21 protein-coding genes are annotated in these 20,396 nt (G+C 32.2%); 7 read left to right on the top strand and 14 right to left on the bottom strand.

Going from position 1 to position 20,396, the window contains the following annotated elements:
- The first annotated feature begins 26 nt into the window (after positions 1-26).
- A complete protein-coding gene (locus AN960_RS25180; protein WP_286131754.1) occupies positions 27-158 on the top strand; it encodes a hypothetical protein in 132 nt (43 codons plus the stop codon).
- Positions 159-200: 42 nt separating this feature from the next.
- On the opposite strand, the gene AN960_RS19310 is transcribed toward AN960_RS25180, so the two are convergent.
- Positions 201-1,811 (bottom strand): M20/M25/M40 family metallo-hydrolase, encoded by a 1,611-nt coding sequence (locus AN960_RS19310; RefSeq protein WP_056474986.1) that lies wholly within the window; start codon positions 1,809-1,811, stop codon positions 201-203.
- A 269-nt stretch (positions 1,812-2,080) separates the two neighbouring features.
- A complete protein-coding gene (locus AN960_RS19305) occupies positions 2,081-2,536 on the bottom strand; it encodes a hypothetical protein (RefSeq protein ID WP_056474982.1) in 456 nt (151 codons plus the stop codon).
- 299 nt (positions 2,537-2,835) lie between these two features.
- On the opposite strand from AN960_RS19305, the gene AN960_RS19300 reads away from it, so the two are divergent.
- The gene (locus AN960_RS19300; protein WP_056474978.1) at positions 2,836-3,267 is read left to right on the top strand and encodes a VOC family protein; all 432 of its coding nucleotides are present in this window, start codon (positions 2,836-2,838) and stop codon (positions 3,265-3,267) included.
- Positions 3,268-3,402: 135 nt separating this feature from the next.
- On the opposite strand, the gene AN960_RS19295 is transcribed toward AN960_RS19300, so the two are convergent.
- The 5 genes from AN960_RS19295 to AN960_RS19280 form a co-directional block, all read right to left on the bottom strand.
- On the bottom strand, positions 3,403-4,185 hold the full coding sequence (locus tag AN960_RS19295) for an SDR family NAD(P)-dependent oxidoreductase (RefSeq protein WP_056474976.1): 783 nt from the start codon (positions 4,183-4,185) through the stop codon (positions 3,403-3,405).
- Between the two features lie 158 nt (positions 4,186-4,343).
- A complete protein-coding gene (locus AN960_RS24140) occupies positions 4,344-4,517 on the bottom strand; it encodes a DUF4083 family protein (RefSeq protein ID WP_082459596.1) in 174 nt (57 codons plus the stop codon).
- A 161-nt stretch (positions 4,518-4,678) separates the two neighbouring features.
- Positions 4,679-5,089, bottom strand: a complete 411-nt coding sequence (locus tag AN960_RS19290) for a Fur family transcriptional regulator (protein WP_056474972.1) — start codon at positions 5,087-5,089, stop codon at positions 4,679-4,681.
- A gap of 7 nt (positions 5,090-5,096) precedes the next feature.
- Entirely contained in the window at positions 5,097-5,933 is an 837-nt protein-coding gene (locus AN960_RS19285) for a metal ABC transporter permease (protein WP_056474971.1), read from the bottom strand.
- Positions 5,930-6,706 carry a metal ABC transporter ATP-binding protein gene (locus AN960_RS19280; RefSeq protein ID WP_056474968.1) on the bottom strand — a complete coding sequence of 259 codons (777 nt, stop codon included), beginning with the start codon at positions 6,704-6,706 and terminating at the stop codon, positions 5,930-5,932. The genes AN960_RS19285 and AN960_RS19280 overlap by 4 nt, the downstream gene beginning before the upstream one ends.
- A 266-nt stretch (positions 6,707-6,972) precedes the next feature.
- Between AN960_RS19280 and AN960_RS19275 the strand changes: the two genes are divergently transcribed.
- From AN960_RS19275 to AN960_RS19265, 3 genes are all read left to right on the top strand, one after another.
- A complete protein-coding gene (locus tag AN960_RS19275) occupies positions 6,973-7,842 on the top strand; it encodes a YitT family protein (protein WP_056474967.1) in 870 nt (289 codons plus the stop codon).
- Positions 7,843-8,216: 374 nt separating this feature from the next.
- Positions 8,217-8,468 carry a DUF2624 family protein gene (locus tag AN960_RS19270; RefSeq protein ID WP_056474964.1) on the top strand — a complete coding sequence of 84 codons (252 nt, stop codon included), beginning with the start codon at positions 8,217-8,219 and terminating at the stop codon, positions 8,466-8,468.
- Positions 8,469-8,586: 118 nt separating this feature from the next.
- The gene (locus tag AN960_RS19265; RefSeq protein WP_056474961.1) at positions 8,587-8,886 is read left to right on the top strand and encodes a hypothetical protein; all 300 of its coding nucleotides are present in this window, start codon (positions 8,587-8,589) and stop codon (positions 8,884-8,886) included.
- Between the two features lie 238 nt (positions 8,887-9,124).
- On the opposite strand, the gene AN960_RS19260 is transcribed toward AN960_RS19265, so the two are convergent.
- Together AN960_RS19260 and AN960_RS19255 are read right to left on the bottom strand one after the other, a co-directional pair.
- Positions 9,125-10,018 carry a deoxyribonuclease IV gene (locus tag AN960_RS19260; protein WP_056474960.1) on the bottom strand — a complete coding sequence of 298 codons (894 nt, stop codon included), beginning with the start codon at positions 10,016-10,018 and terminating at the stop codon, positions 9,125-9,127.
- A 251-nt stretch (positions 10,019-10,269) separates the two neighbouring features.
- Positions 10,270-11,577 carry a DEAD/DEAH box helicase gene (locus AN960_RS19255; RefSeq protein ID WP_056474957.1) on the bottom strand — a complete coding sequence of 436 codons (1,308 nt, stop codon included), beginning with the start codon at positions 11,575-11,577 and terminating at the stop codon, positions 10,270-10,272.
- A 225-nt stretch (positions 11,578-11,802) separates the two neighbouring features.
- On the opposite strand from AN960_RS19255, the gene vrrA reads away from it, so the two are divergent.
- Positions 11,803-12,594: a VrrA/YqfQ family protein gene (gene vrrA, locus AN960_RS19250; RefSeq protein ID WP_056474955.1), complete on the top strand. Its 792-nt coding sequence runs from the start codon at positions 11,803-11,805 to the stop codon at positions 12,592-12,594.
- Positions 12,595-12,675: 81 nt separating this feature from the next.
- Positions 12,676-13,620, top strand: a complete 945-nt coding sequence (locus AN960_RS19245) for a 4-hydroxy-3-methylbut-2-enyl diphosphate reductase (protein WP_056474954.1) — start codon at positions 12,676-12,678, stop codon at positions 13,618-13,620.
- Between the two features lie 56 nt (positions 13,621-13,676).
- Here the strand turns inward: AN960_RS19245 and AN960_RS19240 are convergent, their stop codons facing one another.
- From AN960_RS19240 to dnaG, 5 genes are all read right to left on the bottom strand, one after another.
- On the bottom strand, positions 13,677-14,795 hold the full coding sequence (locus tag AN960_RS19240) for a Nif3-like dinuclear metal center hexameric protein (RefSeq protein WP_056474953.1): 1,119 nt from the start codon (positions 14,793-14,795) through the stop codon (positions 13,677-13,679).
- Positions 14,792-15,499: a tRNA (adenine(22)-N(1))-methyltransferase gene (locus AN960_RS19235; RefSeq protein WP_056474949.1), complete on the bottom strand. Its 708-nt coding sequence runs from the start codon at positions 15,497-15,499 to the stop codon at positions 14,792-14,794. Before AN960_RS19235 ends, AN960_RS19240 begins: the two co-directional genes overlap by 4 nt.
- A gap of 294 nt (positions 15,500-15,793) precedes the next feature.
- Positions 15,794-16,150 carry a cytochrome c550 gene (cccA, locus tag AN960_RS19230; protein ID WP_056474948.1) on the bottom strand — a complete coding sequence of 119 codons (357 nt, stop codon included), beginning with the start codon at positions 16,148-16,150 and terminating at the stop codon, positions 15,794-15,796.
- A gap of 845 nt (positions 16,151-16,995) precedes the next feature.
- Complete coding sequence (rpoD, locus tag AN960_RS19225; RefSeq protein WP_056474947.1) at positions 16,996-18,114, bottom strand: RNA polymerase sigma factor RpoD; 1,119 nt, start codon at positions 18,112-18,114, stop codon at positions 16,996-16,998.
- Positions 18,115-18,143: 29 nt separating this feature from the next.
- Entirely contained in the window at positions 18,144-19,952 is a 1,809-nt protein-coding gene (gene dnaG / locus AN960_RS19220) for a DNA primase (RefSeq protein WP_056474946.1), read from the bottom strand.
- Positions 19,953-20,396: the final 444 nt, after the last annotated feature.

Raw genomic sequence — 20,396 nt, 5'->3', positions numbered from 1 at the left:
TATTCGAAGAGAAGGGAGCAAATAATTTGAAAAATCACGAAAAGCAAAACAGCATTATAAGAGAAAGAAAAGAAGACGAAATAAGTATTGTAAATCAGAACCAAAAAAATAACCAACCACTTCCGCAGCCAAAGGATATTGAAGAAATAGAATACTAAAAAAAAGACCTTCTAATTTTTTGGAATTAGAAGGTCCTTTTATCATTTCATTTTACTAATCATATGAATCACTTCTTCTACTATATAAGGCACTTCTTCAAATGCATTTCTCATATGTAACCTCTCAGTTAACTTATGTGCATCTTTTCCGAACGGTCCGATATTTAACACAGGAGCATTTAATTTTCCCATTAAGCTAAAAGGTAAAGTATAACTATCTCCCCATACTGGTGTGTTCAACTCGAATGCTGTCCATCCGCCAAGCGAATCACTGTAATTTACATAACTTAAGTCACTTATTCCATTAAAATAGTGAATACGTTTTACTGGTAAATTAAACTGATTACTAGCAAGCTCTGAAGAAAATTTTATACACTGCTCCACTAACTCATCTCCAGTAGAATTTATTGCTGGATAGTAAGGTGGTGCAAATAAAATGATCATAGCAGGCGCAAGCTCCTGACATTCAATCATTAAATTGTCTGCAATTCTAAAGGACTTCTCACGATCATCCCACTCATTGTGCGAATGAATTTCTTTTTTAAGGTTCAACACATAATCCTCGCCGAGCTTCCTGATAGCATATTGCTGCAAGTCTGTATATTGGATAACCTTTACTTTTCCAACCGGATTTACGTTATGTCTATTACAAATCTTTTCATATTCAAAATTACATTCTTCAGCAGCTTCTTGTGCTATTTTTTCGAATAAATTAAAGACTTCAGAAGCATTTCTTTTCATTAAAAACACATTGTATAGCGCACATGAACGAAATGGCGTTTGAGTCGAATACTCTAACCTCAAATCCTTCTGCTGTAATGTAACAGGTAGCGGAGTCTTCTCACCAAAATCAATCTCTTGAAACTCCTCATTCCACTCCATTTTTCTAGTTAAAAAGGATGCAATATATGGAGAGGTTACGCCACTTAATGGTTCTCCAGCATGTGTTTCTTTCCCATAAAATAATGCTGCTGGCATTATTTTACCAATTGTACCAGAGTAAATATAATACTTTGGATCTCCCGGTTCTTGTGAAAATACAGGCTCACCATTTAAAAATAATTTGAAATTCAAATCATATTCTTCCTGAAGATTTACAAGTGTTGAGACCGCATCACGCATTCCAGCTGAATTTACCTCTTCATCAGGAACGGTTAATAATAAAAGATTTATTGGCCATTCCTCAATACTAGCTTTCTCAATAATACTCATATGCATCGCAAGTCCCATTTTCATATCCATCGAACCACGACCAAATAAATATTCACCAGAATTCAAATCACTTTGAACATCTTTTGATAATTCATTTATCCGTTCTTGAAAAGCATTTGTTAAATCCTCTGTATTTGTAGACAAATGTTCAAGCTCACCATATTCTTCTGTATTTACTGTATCAAAATGACTTATAAGACAAATCGTATCCTTTATATCTGGCCGTTTATACAATGCAGTTAAAAATTTCCGACCTTTATCTGAATCATGCAACTTCAGTTGATGCGGTAAATCTTTAAAATATTGTAAAGCAGATAGCTTTTTAAATAAATTTACTGGAAATTGCCGTTCGCCATCTGTTAGCGTTATACTTTTCCAGCTAACTAGCTCTGTAAGTAATTTTTTCAAGTTTTCAGGTGAATTCCATAACATCTTATTCATATTTGTCCCCCATAATCATTCTGTAATTTAATTTTAAAGATCTCTAATTGTAATGGGTAATTCGATCAATAATTCACCTATTCTAGAAATGTGACTGAATACCTTTTTTAAATAGTAGAAACGGTAAAAAATAAAAAACCATCTATTTCTAGATGGAAAAAATTGAATTAATAGCATCCTAAATTAATATTTAAAATTGTCTTTAGTCAAAGTATCTAAAAATCTTGAATGTCAGACTACTTGCAGGCGCTTAGTAGACAGTCTGATGCTTAATACTGAGCACCATTTATATTCCACACAATAAAAGTACACACAAAAATTAATCCAAATACGAACATCAATATAAATCCTGATAATTTTGCTAACCCTTTTTCTTCTTTTATAATTGCTATTACACCAGTAATTAAACTTGCAAAAAGACAAATATAATAAATATAAAATGAGATAACTTTTATTGTATTTAAAGTTTCGACCGTAAACGCAAAAATTGCACTAATTAAACTACCTAAAACAAAAAAGTATGCTAACTTACCGATTTTTTGGCTAAACTTTATTACTCCATTTGTAATAATTCCAAAACAACTAATTAGCGAAAGCCAAAAAATCCCTTCTAAGATTCTTCTGCTAACAATTGGCAATGAGTTCGCAAAATGTCCTATAAATGAAATAAGTATAACAAACAATAATAAGAAGACATTTCTTCTATATTTTTTGAGCTCCTGCAAACCACTCAGCCTCCTAGGCTATAAGTTTATTAAACATCTTGCCCTAATGCATACTATTCAACAATAGAGGGAATTCCCCTTTATTTAACGGATAAAACAACAATTAAAAAAGAACAAAAGTTCCCTTTTTATGTCGAAAAAAATTTAAAATAATCTATATTGCAAACGCATGTTCTCTATTTTATAATTTAGATATGAATAGAATAGAATATGGTAATAGTTAGACAAGCGTTTTAGACTATTTAAGTCATATTTTTTTCAATTCACAATTTAATTTTTAAACAAGGAGTGTAGTGGACATGTCATTAGAATTAATCCCTTATTTAATCATGGATGGAAATGCTCAAGAAGCAATTAATTTTTATGAAAAAGCACTTGATGCTAAGGTATTATTTAGTCAAACTTATGGAGAAGTTGGAGACGACTCAGAAGGAAAAATACCGTCTGATGCTAAGAATTTAATCATGCACGCAACGATCCAAATCGGAGAATCAGTATTAATGGTTTCAGATACTTATCCTGGTTACCCATTCCAAAGTGGAAACCAAGTAACAATTTGTATTTCTACAAATGAAATTGAAATTTCAAAAAGATTTTTTGAAGGCCTTTCAGATGGCGGTGAAGTAGAATTACCTTTACAAGATACTGGATTTAGCCCATGTTATGGTAAAGTAGTCGACAAATTTGGCGTATTATTCCAAGTATTTACACACCCTGCCGGGCAGCAATAATCTATTAGTGAATAATTGCTTGTTTAATTTTTACAAGTTCTAAACTTCCAGGTTTCAAAAAATTCTTAATTAGAAATTCATACATAATTTAGCTGCAAAAAACGACTCGGTCAAGGACTGAGTCGTTTTGATCAATTATATTCTTCTTTGGATATACCTTACAACATTCGTAACTAATTTTCTTGGCATGAATCGAACAGAATTTGCTAGTATTTTATTTGTCATTCCAGGAATCACAATTGTCTTTCCATCTTTAAATCCCCTATATGCTACTTTAGCAACATCTTTTACATTCCCTACTCCACTTTGGAATAAATTTGATTCATGCATATTAGCACGTTTTCCAAAATCCGTTTCTGTTGCACCAGGACAAACAGCTGTTACTTTAATATTTGTTCCTTTCATTTCATTCGAAAGTGCTTCTGTAAAAGAAAGAACATAGGACTTTGATGCATAGTAAACTGCCATTAAAGGCCCTGGTTGAAATGCTGCTGTAGAAGCAATATTCATCACCCCACCTTTATTTCGTTCAATCATCCCTTTTAAAAACAGTTTTGTCAGATGTGTAACTGTACGTATATTTAAATCAATCATGTTTAACTCTTCGTCTAAATTTGTAGCTGCAAACTCCCCAAATAATCCAAATCCAGCATTATTCACTAAATAATCAACTTGAATATTTTCAGCATTTAATTCCTTTTCTAAAGAAACTATTTCATCTTCCTTAGATAAATCCTTTGAAAATAGCTGAATCTTTACATTCGACATTGATTCAATTTCATTTTTTACTTTTAACAAATTATCAATTGATCTAGCTACTAAAACTAAGTCGAATCCATCTTTTGCAAATAAAATAGCTAATTCTTTACCAATTCCTCCAGACGCTCCTGTAATTAATACGGTCTCATTTGATTTCATCTTTTTGTCTCCCTGCTCTTCACATTTATATTATTTATCATTTAATTTCAATTAAGATTATATGTTTAAACATTTAAACATATGTTGAAACTTACTATACCTTATAAATGAAAAAAAGACAATAATATATTGTCTTTAGAAACTTGGAATATAGTCTACTAATCTTTTTTTATGTCTTCGTTTATTTTATCAAGCTTTGCCTCAAGTCTCTGCATTTGAACCCTATTATTCTTAGTAGATCGATAAATAAATACAACAAAAATAATAATAGCAACCGGTATTAAAAATACAATCAACTGAAAGATTAAATCTCCTATAGCTATATTTTCCATATTTTTACTCCTTAGTTTTATCAATGTACATTAAATAATTCTTCATTTCTAATTTAAGTATATACGAAATTGGTAAATTATGTAATACATTTTAAAAATTAGATCTTATCCCTAAAATAAAATAGAGAGTACTATTTGTACTCTCTAAAAGTGGTTGGAATTCAACTACATTCTGGACATAGTCCGTATATTTCAAATTTATGGCTTTGTACTGTATAACCAGGTAAATCAACAGATAAATTTTCCATAGGACATCGATAAATACTTTTTGTATTACCACAATCTAAACAAATAAAATGATGATGATGCTCTGAAGAAGAGCACTTTGATCGAAAACGCTTTTCACCATCTAGTTCCGTAACTTCCACTACATCTACTTCAATAAACGTAGATAAATTGCGATAAATTGTATCAAAGCTAAGGCCTTTGTATTTATCTATTAATGCTTGTTGAATATCTCTTGCAGTTACATATTTATTTTGCCTAAAAATATATTCAAGCATATCATATCGTTTAGGCGTATTTTTAAAGCCTCTTTCTTTTAATAATTTTGATGCATCTGCTAATTTCATTTAATCACTACCTTTGACTTGTTCTTAACTTCTTCAAACCTAAAGTAAAAATAAGAATAAGGATTTGCAGGATCACAATCGTACCACCAGGCGCTAGATTTAAATTATAAGAAAGCAAAATACCTGCAACTACTGAAAACTCTCCGAAAATAATTGAAAAGATGATTGTTTGCTTAAACCCCTTCGAAATTCGTATACTCGATGCTACTGGTAAAGTCATTAGAGAAGATACTAATAAAACACCTACAACTCTCATTGAAATGGATACTACTAAAGCAACTAATAAAATAAACAAGTAATGAATCCATTTTGCATTTATACCTGAAGCAACTGCATATTCTTCATCAAATGATAATAGGAACAATTCTTTATAAAGTACTATAATAGATATTACTACAAAAACAGCTATAATTATGACAGTAATTAAATCTTCTTGTGACACAGCACTAACACTACCGAACAAATAACTAAATAGATCTGTATTAAATCCATTAGCTAATGAAATTAAAATAACACCTAATCCCATTCCTCCTGAAAGAATGATTGGAATTGCTAACTCTTGATAATGTTTATAAACACTTCTTAATTTTTCAATTAAAAATGCTCCTGCAACTGAAAATGTCATCCCCATAAATAAAGGGCTAACAAAACCAGATGTAAAGAAATACTTTTCAAGTAAAAGACTTGCTGCAACTCCTGATAAAGTCACGTGACTCAACGCATCAGAAATAAGTGATAATCTCCTAAATACAACAAATACACCTAATAAAGGAGCCATAACTCCAATAATCATACCAGTGATTAATGTATTTCTCAGAAAATCATAATGAAAAAAATCCATCATATTCGCTCTCCCCCATTCTCGTGATTATGAGATAGTACATGCACAGAATGGCCATATAGAAGAGACAAATCCTTCTCAGTAGCATCTTTAAACTTATCTCTACTACCATGGAAGTGTAATCTTTTATTTAAACATGCAACATGTGATACTTTATCAGTAATAATGCCTATGTCATGAGAAACTAATAATAAAGTAATACCAAGCTTAGTATTTAAATCGCTAAGTAATTCATAAAAGCTTTCTACATTTTCAGCATCTACCCCAACGGTTGGTTCATCAAGTATTAATAGTTCGGGATTACTTACAAGTGCTCGCGCAATAAAGACACGCTGCTGTTGTCCACCTGATAGTTCGCCGATATTACGATTTGCAAATTCATACATACCAACTGATTTTAAGGCCTCAGCGACTTTTTGTTTATCCGAATTTTTAAAACCGTTAAACAATCCTAGTTTAGAAACAAGACCTAATGATACTACTTCAAAAACCGATGCTGGAAATCCAGAGTTAAAACTATTCGCTTTTTGAGATACATAACCAATCTTATCCCAGCTTTTCATTTTTCGAATATCTGTACCGAATATCTCTATTTTTCCTTCATCTGGTTGTTGGATACCTAATATACATTTTAGTAGGGTTGATTTGCCGCTACCATTTGGACCAACTAGACCTAAAAAGTCTCCCTTTTTTACTAGAAGATTAATGTCGGTTAATACCTTTTGACGTTCATAGCTATAAGACAAATCTTCAATTTTTATGATATCTTGACTCATTTATTAAAACACCTTCATCTATTTAGGAATAATTACGTTTTACTTCAAGTTCTTAGTATAAGAGAATAGTTCTTATTTGTAAACAAAGAAAACTCGGCAAAATTTATATACGTTTTTAATTTAATTTCATCTTTATCAATACTTTAAATCCTTTAATTTCCACGGAAAATCTTTAATGTATTTTTAATAAATAAGACTTATCACTTTGTGACGAAAAATACAATGTGTTACAATTAACATATAAATATAGATAAAGAGGTGGTTTTTTGAACGCAATTACACATCGTAAGCTTTCAAACTTTAAGATTATTAAACGGGGGTTTTTTATTACATTAGGGGCTGCTCTGATGGCAGCTTGCTTAAAAGCATTCTTTATTCCAACTGATATCATTGATGGTGGAATCGTAGGTATCTCTTTGATCCTCTCCCATATTACTTCGATTAATCTCGGTATTTTTCTATTCTTGTTAAACTTACCTTTTGTAATAGTAGGTTATAAACAAATAGGTAAAACATTCGCTATCTCAACTTTATTTGGTATCACTGTTCTCTCAGTATTTACCTCTCTTTTTAAGGACATTCCTCATTTAACTAATGACCCTTTACTAGCTGCATTATTTGGTGGATTAGGTTTAGGAATTGGCGTAGGCTTAGTAATTCGTAATGGTGGCTCACTTGATGGGACAGAAATTATAGGAATACTTTTAACAAAATCATCACCTTTTTCAATTGGTGAAGTTGTTATGGCATTTAATGTCTTTATTCTCGGAAGTGCAGGATTTGTATTTGGATGGGATAATGCTATGTATTCATTAATTGCCTATTATGTAGCATTTAAAACAATTGATTTAACAATTGAAGGGTTCCAAGATACTAAATCTGTTTGGATCATTAGTGATAATGATAAAGAAATCGGTGATGCATTAAATGCCCGATTAGGTCGAGGAGTTACATATTTTCATGGCGAAGGTGGCTTTATGGGTGAAGATAAAAAAATCATCTTTACAGTCATTTCTAGACTTGAAGAAGCAAAATTAAAATCGATTGTTGAAGACTATGATGAAAATGCCTTTGTAGCCATCGGAAATATAGCTGATGTTAAAGGTGGAAAGTTTAAGAAGAAAGCAATCCATTAATAGTAAACAATTAAGCTTGAATTCGATCATGAATTCAAGCTTTTCTATTTTAATAGTTTAATTGAGTTGTTAATTTAATTCCATTTTCAATCTCATCAATCAAATACCTCAACTCCTCAATACGATTTGATCCTTTTAACACTGTTTAAAGAACTCCACGGCTATTATGTAGTATTTGTCTTTTCAAACACCTTTAGTTACTTCTGAATCTTCCACATGAAATCATAGAAATTTCAAAGTTTTATAACGCTCCTCCTACTGATTTACATATTATTTTTGAAAAATTAATTGAGATTAGTGTCCTATGCTCATTATTTATAATGACCTTTCATAAAATTTATTGATGAAGTATTTCACCTAAGAGGAGGTTCAGAATGAATATTATCCAGACTCTCATAAATAAAAAGGTTAATAGTATAACACCAAAGGATTTATTAAAATTAAGTCAACAATATCAAGTGTATATTACTCCAGATCAAGCCAATAAAGTGGCTGCAATATTAAACGGGAAAAATTATAATATATATGACACTGAACATAAAAAACAAATTCTTTCCCAAATTGCAAATGTTACCTCTAAGGCCACTGCACAACAAATTGATATTATTTTTCAAAAGCTAACTTAAGCTTGGTTAAAATGTTCATTAAAAAGCTTTAATTTATTACTCTCCTCATTTCACTAATCATATAATGCTCATACAACGAATCACCTAATTATTCCAAAACGAAATGAGAGGGATTAATATGGATTTGCATGAGCTACATTATGAAATAATTTATTTAGACAAAGAAACAGATGATGAAGTGAAATTCAAACACATGTTTCATATGGATGATTTAAGCCATAACTTAGCTCTTAATATCGCTAGTAGTTTAATCGAACGTGACAAGGCACATGTGGTCTATATTAAATTAATGCACTTAGACGAACATGATCATGAATTAGTTAGTAATGTTGTCACTGTGAAAAGAATTAAAGACGGAAAGATAATTGCTTCATATTTAGATAGTAAGTTAAAAAAAATTGTAGAAATAGAATTATAAAGAAGATCAAATGGGGCGGACTCATAAGTCGGATTAACTGACATATGGGTGCCCTTTTTTTATTGCTGGGGGAGTATCTCTACAAGGATTTTTATTTGTAGCTGATAAACCGCTCTATTTTAAATATAATTAACAGTTTTTTATTCAATTTAGGAAGAATAAGAGCATATTTGCTAGTTTATCACTAATAAGAAAATAAAAACCAGCCCTTTATTTAAATTGGACTGGTTTCTTTAAATTATGCTTTCAATAATTCTTGAATTAAATTTTCATTGAATTCTTGATTGCGTAACATTTCTATTTCTAATTTATACGGCGGAACCTTGTTGTTTTTATCTTCCCCAACATATGGAGTTTCTAAAATTTTAGGAATGTCCATTAGTTGTGGATGATGAACAATATAGTTTAATGCTTTAAATCCAATCGATCCAAAGCCAATGTTCTCATGTCGGTCTTTTCGACTTCCCATTGGATTCTTACTATCGTTAATATGAAGTACTTTTATTTTATCAATCCCGATTAAGTGATCGAATTGCTTTAAGACACCATCAAAGTCATTAACGATGTCATATCCAGCGTCATTAATATGACATGTATCAAAACAAACTGATAATTTATCGTTGTAATGTACACCTTCCATAATTCTCGCTATTTCTTCGAATGATTTACCACATTCTGATCCTTTTCCAGCCATTGTTTCAAGCGCAATCTGTACAGGAGTTTCAGATGTTAATACTTCATTTAAACCTTGTATAATTCTAGCGATACCAGCATCTTCACCAGCGCCTACGTGAGCACCAGGGTGTAATACGATTTGTTTTGCTCCTAATGCTGCTGTACGGTCTATTTCTTTTTGTAAAAATTCAACACCTAATTCATAGGTAGCTGGATTTGTAGTATTTCCAATATTGATAATATATGGTGCATGGACTACGATATCAGCAATTCCATTTTCAGCCATATGTTTTAAACCCGCTTCAATATTTAAATCTTCAATTGCTTTACGGCGTGTATTTTGAGGTGCACCTGTATACACCATAAATGTATTAGCACCATAACTTGCAGCTTCTTCACTAGCGGCTAAAAACATCTTCTTACCGCTCATTGAAACATGAGATCCTATTCGTAACATTCTTTCAGCTCCTACCTTAATTAATCATACTTACCATTTTAACACGAAAATCAAACATGGTTAAATTGTTCGCCCGTTTATAAAGAAAACTTGCCGATTGGCAAGTCTTAGGCGAAGACAGAGGTTTAGTTGCACTTATACTTTATTCCTAAAATTGGCTACCACGTCGAATTAACTTCCTCGTTGCCAATTTATACTTTCTTAAAGTGTAAAAGAAAAAGAAAGGAATATTCTTCCTTTCTTTTTTCAAACTATCTACTCGTTTTTCTTTTCACATTATTTTTAAATGATTCTCTTTGTGCATTCAATTTACGTTTATAGCCAGGTTTAACTTTAGATGGCTTTTTAATTGCTTTATTAGCAACTGCATCTAAATTACGATCTGTTTTTTTACGAAGCTTACGTTTTGCGCGTGGACCTAAATCAACCCACTCACCTTTTTTAAGTTCACGATGCTCAAATGTAATACCACGGTCTTGAAGCTTGTCTAATGCTTGATCATCTTCTTGGTCATAGATAGTAATCGCAGTTCCAGAGAAGTTTGCACGCCCTGTACGTCCTACACGGTGGACATAAAAGTCTAAATCTGCTGGTAATTCAATATTTATTACATGACTTACCCCTTCAATATCGATGCCTCGGGAAGCTAGGTCAGTAGCAACAATATATTGGAACTCTAAATCTTGAATTTGCTTCATCATTTTTTTACGTTCACGAGGAGTTAAATCTCCGTGAATTTGACCAACTTTTAAGCCATATGATGATAATTGAGTCGCAACTTCTTCAGCCTTTTTCTTCGTATTTGTAAAGACAATTGCTAAATATGGCTGAAAACTTAATAAAATATCTTTAGCCATTTTAACTTTGTCTTTATGTCTGCTTGGAACAATAATATGTTCAATTTTCTGAGCTGAAAGTTGTTGCGGATTAATATGAATATGTTCAGGATTGTCCATATACTTTTTCAAAAACGGTTTAAGCTTCTCAGGAATTGTCGCCGAAAAAACAAGCATTTGTAGTTTCTTTGGCATTTTTGACGCAACTTGGTCCACATCATGGATAAATCCCATATCTAACATTAAATCTGCTTCATCTACTACTAAATATTTCGTAGTATGAACTAATAATACATTATCATTTACTAAATCTTTAATACGTCCAGTAGTTCCGATTACGATATGTGGCTGTTTTTTTAGTTTTTCAACAGTACGTTTGTAGTCGGTTCCTCCAACGAAGTTTTTTGCAGTTAACTGCTCATCTTCTGGACAACATTCAATGATTGCTTGAACATCATTATAAATTTGAGTCGCTAATTCACGAGTTGGAGCAGTTATTACTAATTGTACTTGATCTAAAGATGGATCTAATGTATTAATTGTCGGAATTAGATATGCATGAGTCTTTCCTGACCCTGTTTGCGATTGACCGATTACACTACGTCCAGTTTTAACTTGAGGAATGATCTTTTGTTGAATTTCTGTTGGTTCTGAAAAGTGTTTCTTCTCTATCGCTTCCAAAATAAATGGTTTTAATTGAAAATTTTTAAATGAAATTGCCATATAACTCACCTTCTTAATTTAAACTTTCTATGTAATGAGGAATCTAACTCCTCGTACAAAATTGCTACAATTATCTATTATACAATAGATTTGCCCAATAAGGCTAATTCTAATTTTTCTTTCTTCTTTTTTAGCATTTTAATTTTTATTCTGTCCTATACTAACCATTTCAAATTATGTGCATAGCCTAAGTAATAAAGAGCATTTTTGAAAGGAGGTATTAGATTGGGATTACTTGATAAGTTTAAGAAAAAAAATAAACAGCCTTTTCCTATGAACGGTCCAAATTATTATAATAGTTATCAACAGCCTTATCAAAATTCACAAAATCCATACGGTGCAAGACCAAATTTTGATCAACGATATCCATATCCCCAATCGCCACAGCAACCTTATCAGCAATTTCAACAACAGTTTTATCCACCTATCCAACAAATAGTTGGGCAACAAGGTCATTATCAGCAACCAATTTCATATCAGCCGCAGTTAAACGCACATCAACAATATATAAGCCAAAATAAAATTTTACAACCTGTTCCTTTTCAAAATCAGCCAGTAATGCAGGCACAAGGCGGTAGTAATTATCAGCAACAAGGACCACAAAATCAATACCCAATGACTGGGCAAAAACCCGAAAAAGAAGATGATGGCAGTCCAGGTTTTTTCTCACGTTTAATGGGTGGAGACACTTCTATTACAGGTGTCATCGGTGGTATGCAAAAAGCTGTTCAAGCTGCTCAACAAGTTACGCCAATGATTCAACAATACGCTCCTGCTATTAAAAATTTCCCTTCAATTTACAAAATATTTAAAGCAGTAAATACCGATGATCCGGTCGACACAAAAAAAAGCAAAAAAAATGAAGCGAATGCAATAATAGATGTAGAGCAAATAAAAGAAACAAAACCAAAAAGAAGAAAAAAAGCTCCAGTTAAGTCAGAAGTAGAAGTAGAACCATCTCATAATATTGAAGAACCTGCATCAAATGTAAATCCAAAACCAAAATTGTTTATGTAAATTTTCTTTTTCTTTGTATAGTAGTATCTCCCTCCTTTATAATAAAAAATGACAACAATATTATAAAGGAGGGGCTACTCCATGAAAGTTATTAAAGTTACCCCACGAGGCTATTGCTATGGAGTTGTAGATGCAATGGTCATTGCTAGAAATGCAGCTAAAGATCCATCATTACCAAGACCAATCTACATACTTGGTATGATTGTTCATAATAAACATGTTACAGACGCATTTGAAGAAGAAGGAATCATTACTTTAGATGGTCCAAGCAGATTAGATATTTTAGATAAGATTGAAAAGGGTACTGTTATTTTCACCGCCCATGGAGTTTCTCCAGAAGTAAAATCAAAAGCAATCAAAAAAGGACTTACGACGATTGATGCAACATGTCCAGATGTAACTAAAACACATGATTTAATTAAAGAACGAATGGCTGAAGGCTATCACTTTATTTATATTGGTAAAAAAGGACATCCGGAACCAGAAGGCGCAGTTGGAATCGCTCCTTCGATTGTTCACTTAATTCAAAATAAATCTGATATTGATGCTTTAGATATTCCTACTGATAAAATTATCATTACAAATCAAACAACTATGAGCCAATGGGACGTAGTAGAATTAATTCAATACGCAATTAAAAAATATCCGACTGCTCATGTTCATAAAGAAATTTGTATGGCAACTCAAGTACGTCAAGAAGCGATTGCTGATCAAGCAAGTCAAGCCGATTTAACAATTGTCGTAGGTGACCCGATGAGTAACAACTCAAATAGACTTGCACAAGTTTCACATGAAATTGCAGGAACAAAAGCATTTCGTATTTCAGATATTACAGAACTTCAGTTAAAATGGTTAGAGGGCGTTAAGACTGTAGCCGTTACGTCTGGAGCTTCAACTCCAACTCCGATAACACGTGAGGTTATCGCATTTTTGGAGAAGTACGATCCAAACGATGAAAGTACTTGGGATACAAAATCAATAGTAGAATTAAATAAAATACTACCTAAAGTTAGAATAAAAGACTAAACAAAAAGGACTTCTGGATTTTTAACCCTGAAGTCCTTTTTTTAGTGAAAAAACGATTAAATAAATGTAAATGGATCAGTGTGGATCGTTGAAGCGATAATTTCACAAGCCATGTTTTTTTCTTTTAATTTATTATCTAAAAGACGTTTAACACCTAATTTCATTACTTTTTCAATATTGTGTCCTGCATCAACTATATTTAAATTAAGCATTTTAAAGTCCTGTGCCACATGATAATAAATATCACCACTTAAATAAACATCTGCACCATTTCTTTTTGCATGATAGGCAAACTTATTTCCGTCTCCACCTACAATGGCAACCTTTTTTACTCGATCGCTTAAGTTCCCAACCACTCTTACACCTTGTAAATCTAATTTTTCTTTCACATAATAAGCAAATTCTTCTAACGAAATTTCTTCTTTAAGGCTTCCTATTCTTCCAATCCCGAATGTTTTGCCTTCATTTTCTAGTGTGTAAGTATCATATGCCACTTCTTCATACGGATGAGCTTTTTGCATCACTTTAAGAACTTGTTTTAATTTTAATTGGGGAACAACTGTTTCGAGCTTTACCTCATCAACTTCTTCTAATTGACCCTGTTGCCCAATAAATGGTGTTGTCCCTTCTAAAGGCATAAATGTCCCTGTTCCATTCGAACTAAAGGTACAATGGCTATATTGGCCAATATGACCTGCTCCAGCATCACAAATTGCGTTTAATACAATTTCTGCATGTGTTTTCGGTACAAATGCAACTAACTTAATTAATTTTTCTACATATGTAGGAGCGAGAACTTTCGTATTTTCTAATTGTAAAGCTTCAGCTAAAAAATCACTCACACCGATCTCTGCAATATCAACATTTGTATGTGCTGCAAAAACGGCTATATCATGTTTTATACAAAGTTCCACAATTTTACCCGGTTCACTGTCTGTCTCAATCTTTTTTAAAGGACGATAAATAATAGGATGGTGAGCAATAATTAGGTTCGCTCCTATTGAAATTGCCTCTTCTACGACATCCTTTGTGACATCTAATGCAATTAATACTTTTGTCACTTGTTTTGATAATGTACCAATTTGAAGACCATTTGGATCACCTTCCTCAGCTAAATGCTTAGGGAATAGTTCTTCAAATTGCTGTACTACCTGAAAACCATTTATCGATTTCATGAAAGCACCTCTTTTATCCACTCAAGTTTCTGTTCGACTTCTTTAATTTTCTGAACTGATTCCTCTGTTTGTTTTGCTGATTCAAGTTGAGTTAGGATTCTTTCAAAATTATTTCTTTCATGTTCCCATTTCTTCTTAAATGCATCGTTTTTGTTTTTTAATAAGAATGGGCCTATAAATAACTCCATATCTTTCTTTTCACCGTATGCACTATTAGGATTTGATTTGGAAGCTACTAGAATTTCATAGATTTTTCCATCCTCTTCTAATATATCTTCTTCCACAAGAGAATATCCTTCTTGCTCAAGCCAATTTCTGATTTGTTGTGCACCAATATTTGGTTGTAAAACTAACGTTTCAACACCTTGAAGTTTTTCTTTACCATTTTCCAATATGCTAGAAATTAAAGAACCACCCATTCCAGCTATTGTTATGACATCTACTTCACTTGGTACTAAAACTTCCAGCCCGTCTCCCATTCTCGCTTCAACAATTCCTTCTAGCCCACTTTGACGAATCGTAGAACGTGCTGAATTATACGGACCTTCAGTAATTTCCCCTACAATTGCTGCGGTACATCTTTTATTTAAAACTGCATAACAAGGTAAATAAGCATGATCAGATCCAATATCAGCTAATTTTGTGCCCTCTGGTATGTAATCAAATACTCTTTTTAAACGCTTTGATAAATTAACTTCATTCATAAAAAAATCACCATTTCATTTTATTTTCATAACATCATTTTACACTAAAGTAGTCAATAAACCAAAATGACCTCTTCTTAACGAAGAGGTCATTTTAGACTGCCTGACAAACGCTCGCCTTCTTTGTAGCTTCAGCCGCTTGCGATGCTCATTACCGTCTTAGATAACTCCGCTCCTCTTCGACCTTCGCGCTCGAAAGACAAGCGCTTTCAAACAGTCTGAAAATCAAATTTTTGCACTTTGACTAACAGTGAAATGACCCCTTCTACCGAAGAGGTCATTTTATATGCTTGCTTATTTTTTCTCAGATAACCATTTAGCAACAGCATCCAATTGTGGTCCTTGTAGTAAACCAGCTGGCATTCCGCCTTCTTTACCGTTTTTAAGAATGTCTTTGATTTGATCTTCTGAGTATCTTGAACCTACTTTAGTTAAGTTTGGTCCTACAACCCCTTGTAATTGATCACCATGACAGCTAACACATGTTTGAGCATATATTTCATCTGGCTTAGTTGATGCTGTTTGCGCCGGTTTTTTGTCACCGTTTGCAATTTCATCAGCCTGTTTTGCTCCTTTTAATGAAATAATTAGCATGACTGCGATTCCTAGTGCTGCAATTAGAGCAAAAGGAATTAATGGATTTCGTTTCATTATGATCCCCCTTATGTAACCCCTTAAAAAAATAAAATTAATTACTATAACATTATTATTGTATACGATTAAAAACAATAAAAAAAGTATTATATTGGATAAATTTAAAAATTGTTAAACGATTTCAAAATTATATAAACCTTCCTACTATAAAGAATTAAATTCGATCTAGCATATTTGCAAATTATATTTGTATAAACTCACCTCTTAATAATTGAAATAAGTAAGTTTTTTTAAGAAACCATTTAAAACCATTGTCACCCATTAAACTCTTAAATCGAATTTAATCATCTCCACTAAAAAGCTAAAGCAAAAGATTCAACTAAATTTTATTATGAAAATTCTAATAAATAATTGCTATTACAATATAGGTAATATGTCTTCAAACCAATTATTTTATATTTAGTAGTATTGAACTAATTATAAAAATTATTAAAAAAGTGGGGAAAATGAGTATTTGCAAATTTAAAGACAATTCTGTAAAATAAAGTAAATAGGTAACCAATTTTTTAAAATGATGGAATTACTACTAGCGTCTCCATAATTTATAATAACCATTTTTGCTTATATTATCCTTTGATTCATCTTTAGAATAAATAGTTGAAAGATCATTTTTTATATTGTTCTAAGAGAATCGGATTTCCATCTCGTTCATTGGTCATCCAGTTCAGTATTACTTAGTATGTAGCATAGCACTACAATTATATATTTAGTACGGACATTCGATATATTTTGACAAAATTTTTATCGTGACATATTTACTAATTAAAACGTTTTCATTTTTGATATTCTTGATTAAAAATAAAAAAGTTTACCCAATAAAGGATAAACTCTTTTTAAACATTCTATTCTAAGAAATCTTTTAGACGTTTGCTGCGGCTTGGATGACGTAATTTACGTAGAGCTTTCGCTTCAATTTGACGAATACGCTCACGTGTAACTCCAAATACTTTACCAACTTCTTCTAAAGTACGAGTGCGTCCATCATCTAAACCAAATCGTAAACGTAAAACATTTTCTTCACGATCTGTTAATGTATCAAGAACATCTTCTAATTGCTCTTTAAGCATTTCATAAGCTGCATGCTCAGCTGGAGAAGTTGCTTCAGAATCTTCAATGAAATCACCTAAATGTGAATCATCTTCTTCACCAATTGGTGTTTCTAAAGAAACTGGCTCTTGAGCAATTTTAAGGATTTCTCTAACTTTTTCTGGTGGTAAATCCATTTCCTCACCAATTTCTTCAGGAGATGGCTCGCGACCTAGATCTTGAAGTAATTGACGTTGAACACGAATTAATTTATTAATTGTTTCCACCATATGAACTGGAATACGGATTGTTCTTGCTTGGTCAGCAATTGCACGAGTAATCGCTTGACGAATCCACCAAGTCGCATATGTACTAAATTTATAACCTTTACGATAATCAAACTTTTCAACGGCTTTGATTAATCCCATATTCCCTTCTTGAATAAGGTCTAGGAACAGCATACCGCGTCCTACATAACGTTTTGCAATACTTACTACTAATCGTAAGTTCGCTTCCGCTAGGCGTCGTTTTGCTTCCTCATCGCCTTCTTCTATACGTTTCGCTAAATTGATTTCATCTTGTCCAGAAAGTAAATCAACTCGACCAATTTCTTTTAGGTACATACGTACTGGATCATTAATTTTTACTCCAGGAGGAACGCTTAAATCATTTAAGTCAAATTCTTCTTCCTTCTCTAATTGAGCTCCTCTAGGTTCATCATCAGCGTCACCAACAATATCAATACCTTGTTCACCTAGTTGCTCATAAAATTCTTCAAGTTGATCTGAATCAATTTCAAATCCGTTTAAACGATCTGCAATTTCTTCATATGTAATTACACCACGTTTTTTACCATTTTCAATTAATAATGCTTTTACTTGATCAAGTGTTACTTCTGTTTCCGTATCTTTAGAACGAGCCGATTTATCAGCCATCTGTTCCCCTCCTTCGAAAAGTTCGCGAATCATTTAACATATTTCATACTAGATCTTAGCTGTGTGATTTGTTGAAGAATCGTTGCAGCTTTTACAAAATCTCCTTCACGTTCAGCTTTTTTCAGATCTATTTCTTTTTCACGTATACGTTGTTGTTTATCATAGTTGTTTAATGCATCTAAATAATCCTTTAACTCTCGCTCTGTTAGTTCAGGTGCTATCTGTAAATTGACAATTTTTGAAACTACTTCAAGTAACCTTTTTGAAGGAAGGTAATTCATAAATTTACTAATATTAGACTCATTGCCCTCTTCATAATAAGCATAAAGATGGATTATAATCTCGGAATAATCATTATTGTAGAATAGACCCTGATATTGCTGTCTCACTTTCTCAGCCACGTCACTGCTATTTAACATATGAGCTAAAAGTAATTGTTCAGCTCGAACATGTGCAGGAAGAAGTGTCTTAGAAGTAATATCGCGTTTGATATCAGTTTTTACTTCTGTTACATTAGATATACGATTTGCCTGATTACTATATTGTCCAAATTCCTTCTTAAGTACTTCAATCGAGATAGAAAACTCTTTTGAGAGTTGATTTAAGTAATAATCTTGTTCAATCAGTTGACTTAGTTTAGCAATTTCTTGTAGCATTTCTTTTATATACTGAAATTTAACAGTTTCATCTAAAAGATTTTTTCCTTTTCGATGATATTGCATTTTAAAACTCATTAATGATACACTAGCTTCAATAATAGAGGTATTAAATTTTTCTGGACCAAATTGTCTTATATATTCATCGGGATCTAAGCCATCAGGCATTTGTGCAACTTTAATTGTAAATCCTTCTTTTTGAAGAACTTTAGCTGCTTTTTCAGTTGCGTTAATACCAGCTTGATCTGAATCATAACAAATAATAAGTTGATCAACAGATGTTTTCAAGACTTTCGCTTGATCCTCTGTTAATGAAGTTCCCATGGTTGCAACTGCATCATGGACACCAGCTCTAAACGCAGAAATGACATCTGCAAAACCTTCCATTAAGATTGCCCGATTTTGCTTTCTCATGACATTCTTTGCTTGGTAAAATTGATATAATAATTTTCCTTTATGGAAAATTGAAGATTCAGGACTATTTAAATATTTTGGTGAACCTTCACCCATTATTCTTCCACTGAATGCAACAATTTTTCCTTGATGGTTATGAATAGGAAAAATTAATCGATTTCTAAATCGATCATAGTAATTACCATCACGTTCACTTCGAACAACTAGACCAGCTTTCTCCATGATCGGCATTGGATAGCCACGTTTTTCTAACACTTTAGTAACAGCATCCCAAGAATCTAAAGCAACACCAAGCTCAAAATGCTTTATTTCCTCTTTCGAAATACCTCTGTTAAGTAGGTATTCTAACGCCTGTTTACCTTCAGTTGTGTTAACTAATAGATGATGATAGTACTTTTTGACAAACTCATGAGCTTCAAGCATAATGCCTTGCTCAGTAGCTTGTGGATTCTTGACTGTGTCAACCGTATCTGAAGGTAAAGTGATATTTGTATTTTTTGCAAGCTGATGGACAGATTCTTGAAAGTTAAGTCCTTCAAGCTGCATAATGAAAGAAATCGCATTTCCTCCAGCACCGCATCCAAAACAATGAAAAATTTGTTTTTCAGGAGACACAGAAAAAGATGGTGTGCTTTCTCCATGAAAAGGACATAGTCCAAAATAATTTCTTCCTTGTTTTTTCAGAGGAACATACTCACTTACTACATCAACTATGTCGACTGACTGACGAACCTGCTCGACAAGTTCATCGGGAATTCTGTTTCCCATACTGACAGCTCCATATACTATTTTATTCGATAAAACTCACTGTATTCCTTCATGATTCGACAAAAATATTTCCATATATTAAAACTTAAGTTAATTTAATTTATTAAGTCATATATGAATTAATAATTATCTAAAAAAGAAGTGCTAAACAGTAGTTCATAAGCATTGCATTCAACTGCTAGTTCTGGTTTTCATTAACCCATTTATTTATCGCTTATGATTAATTTCTACACGTCTTTTGTAATTCCTTCAAAACATGTATCGATTTATGTAGTTTTATTTCCATCCTTCAATAAACTAGGAAGCACATATTCATAGTTTATTCGTAAGTATAAAAAGTTAAACCTATTATTAGTTCATTTCATACAATTTTTTATTATAATCTATTTTAATTAGGAAATCTAGCAATAAGTACTAAAGAATTTCAACTTTTACATACGATCC

The organism is Bacillus sp. FJAT-25509 (genome assembly GCF_001420605.1).
GTDB lineage: Bacteria > Bacillota > Bacilli > Bacillales > Bacillaceae_G > Gottfriedia.
The sequence above is the reverse complement of the archived record's forward strand: the minus strand, read 5'-3'. Positions and strand labels throughout refer to the sequence as shown.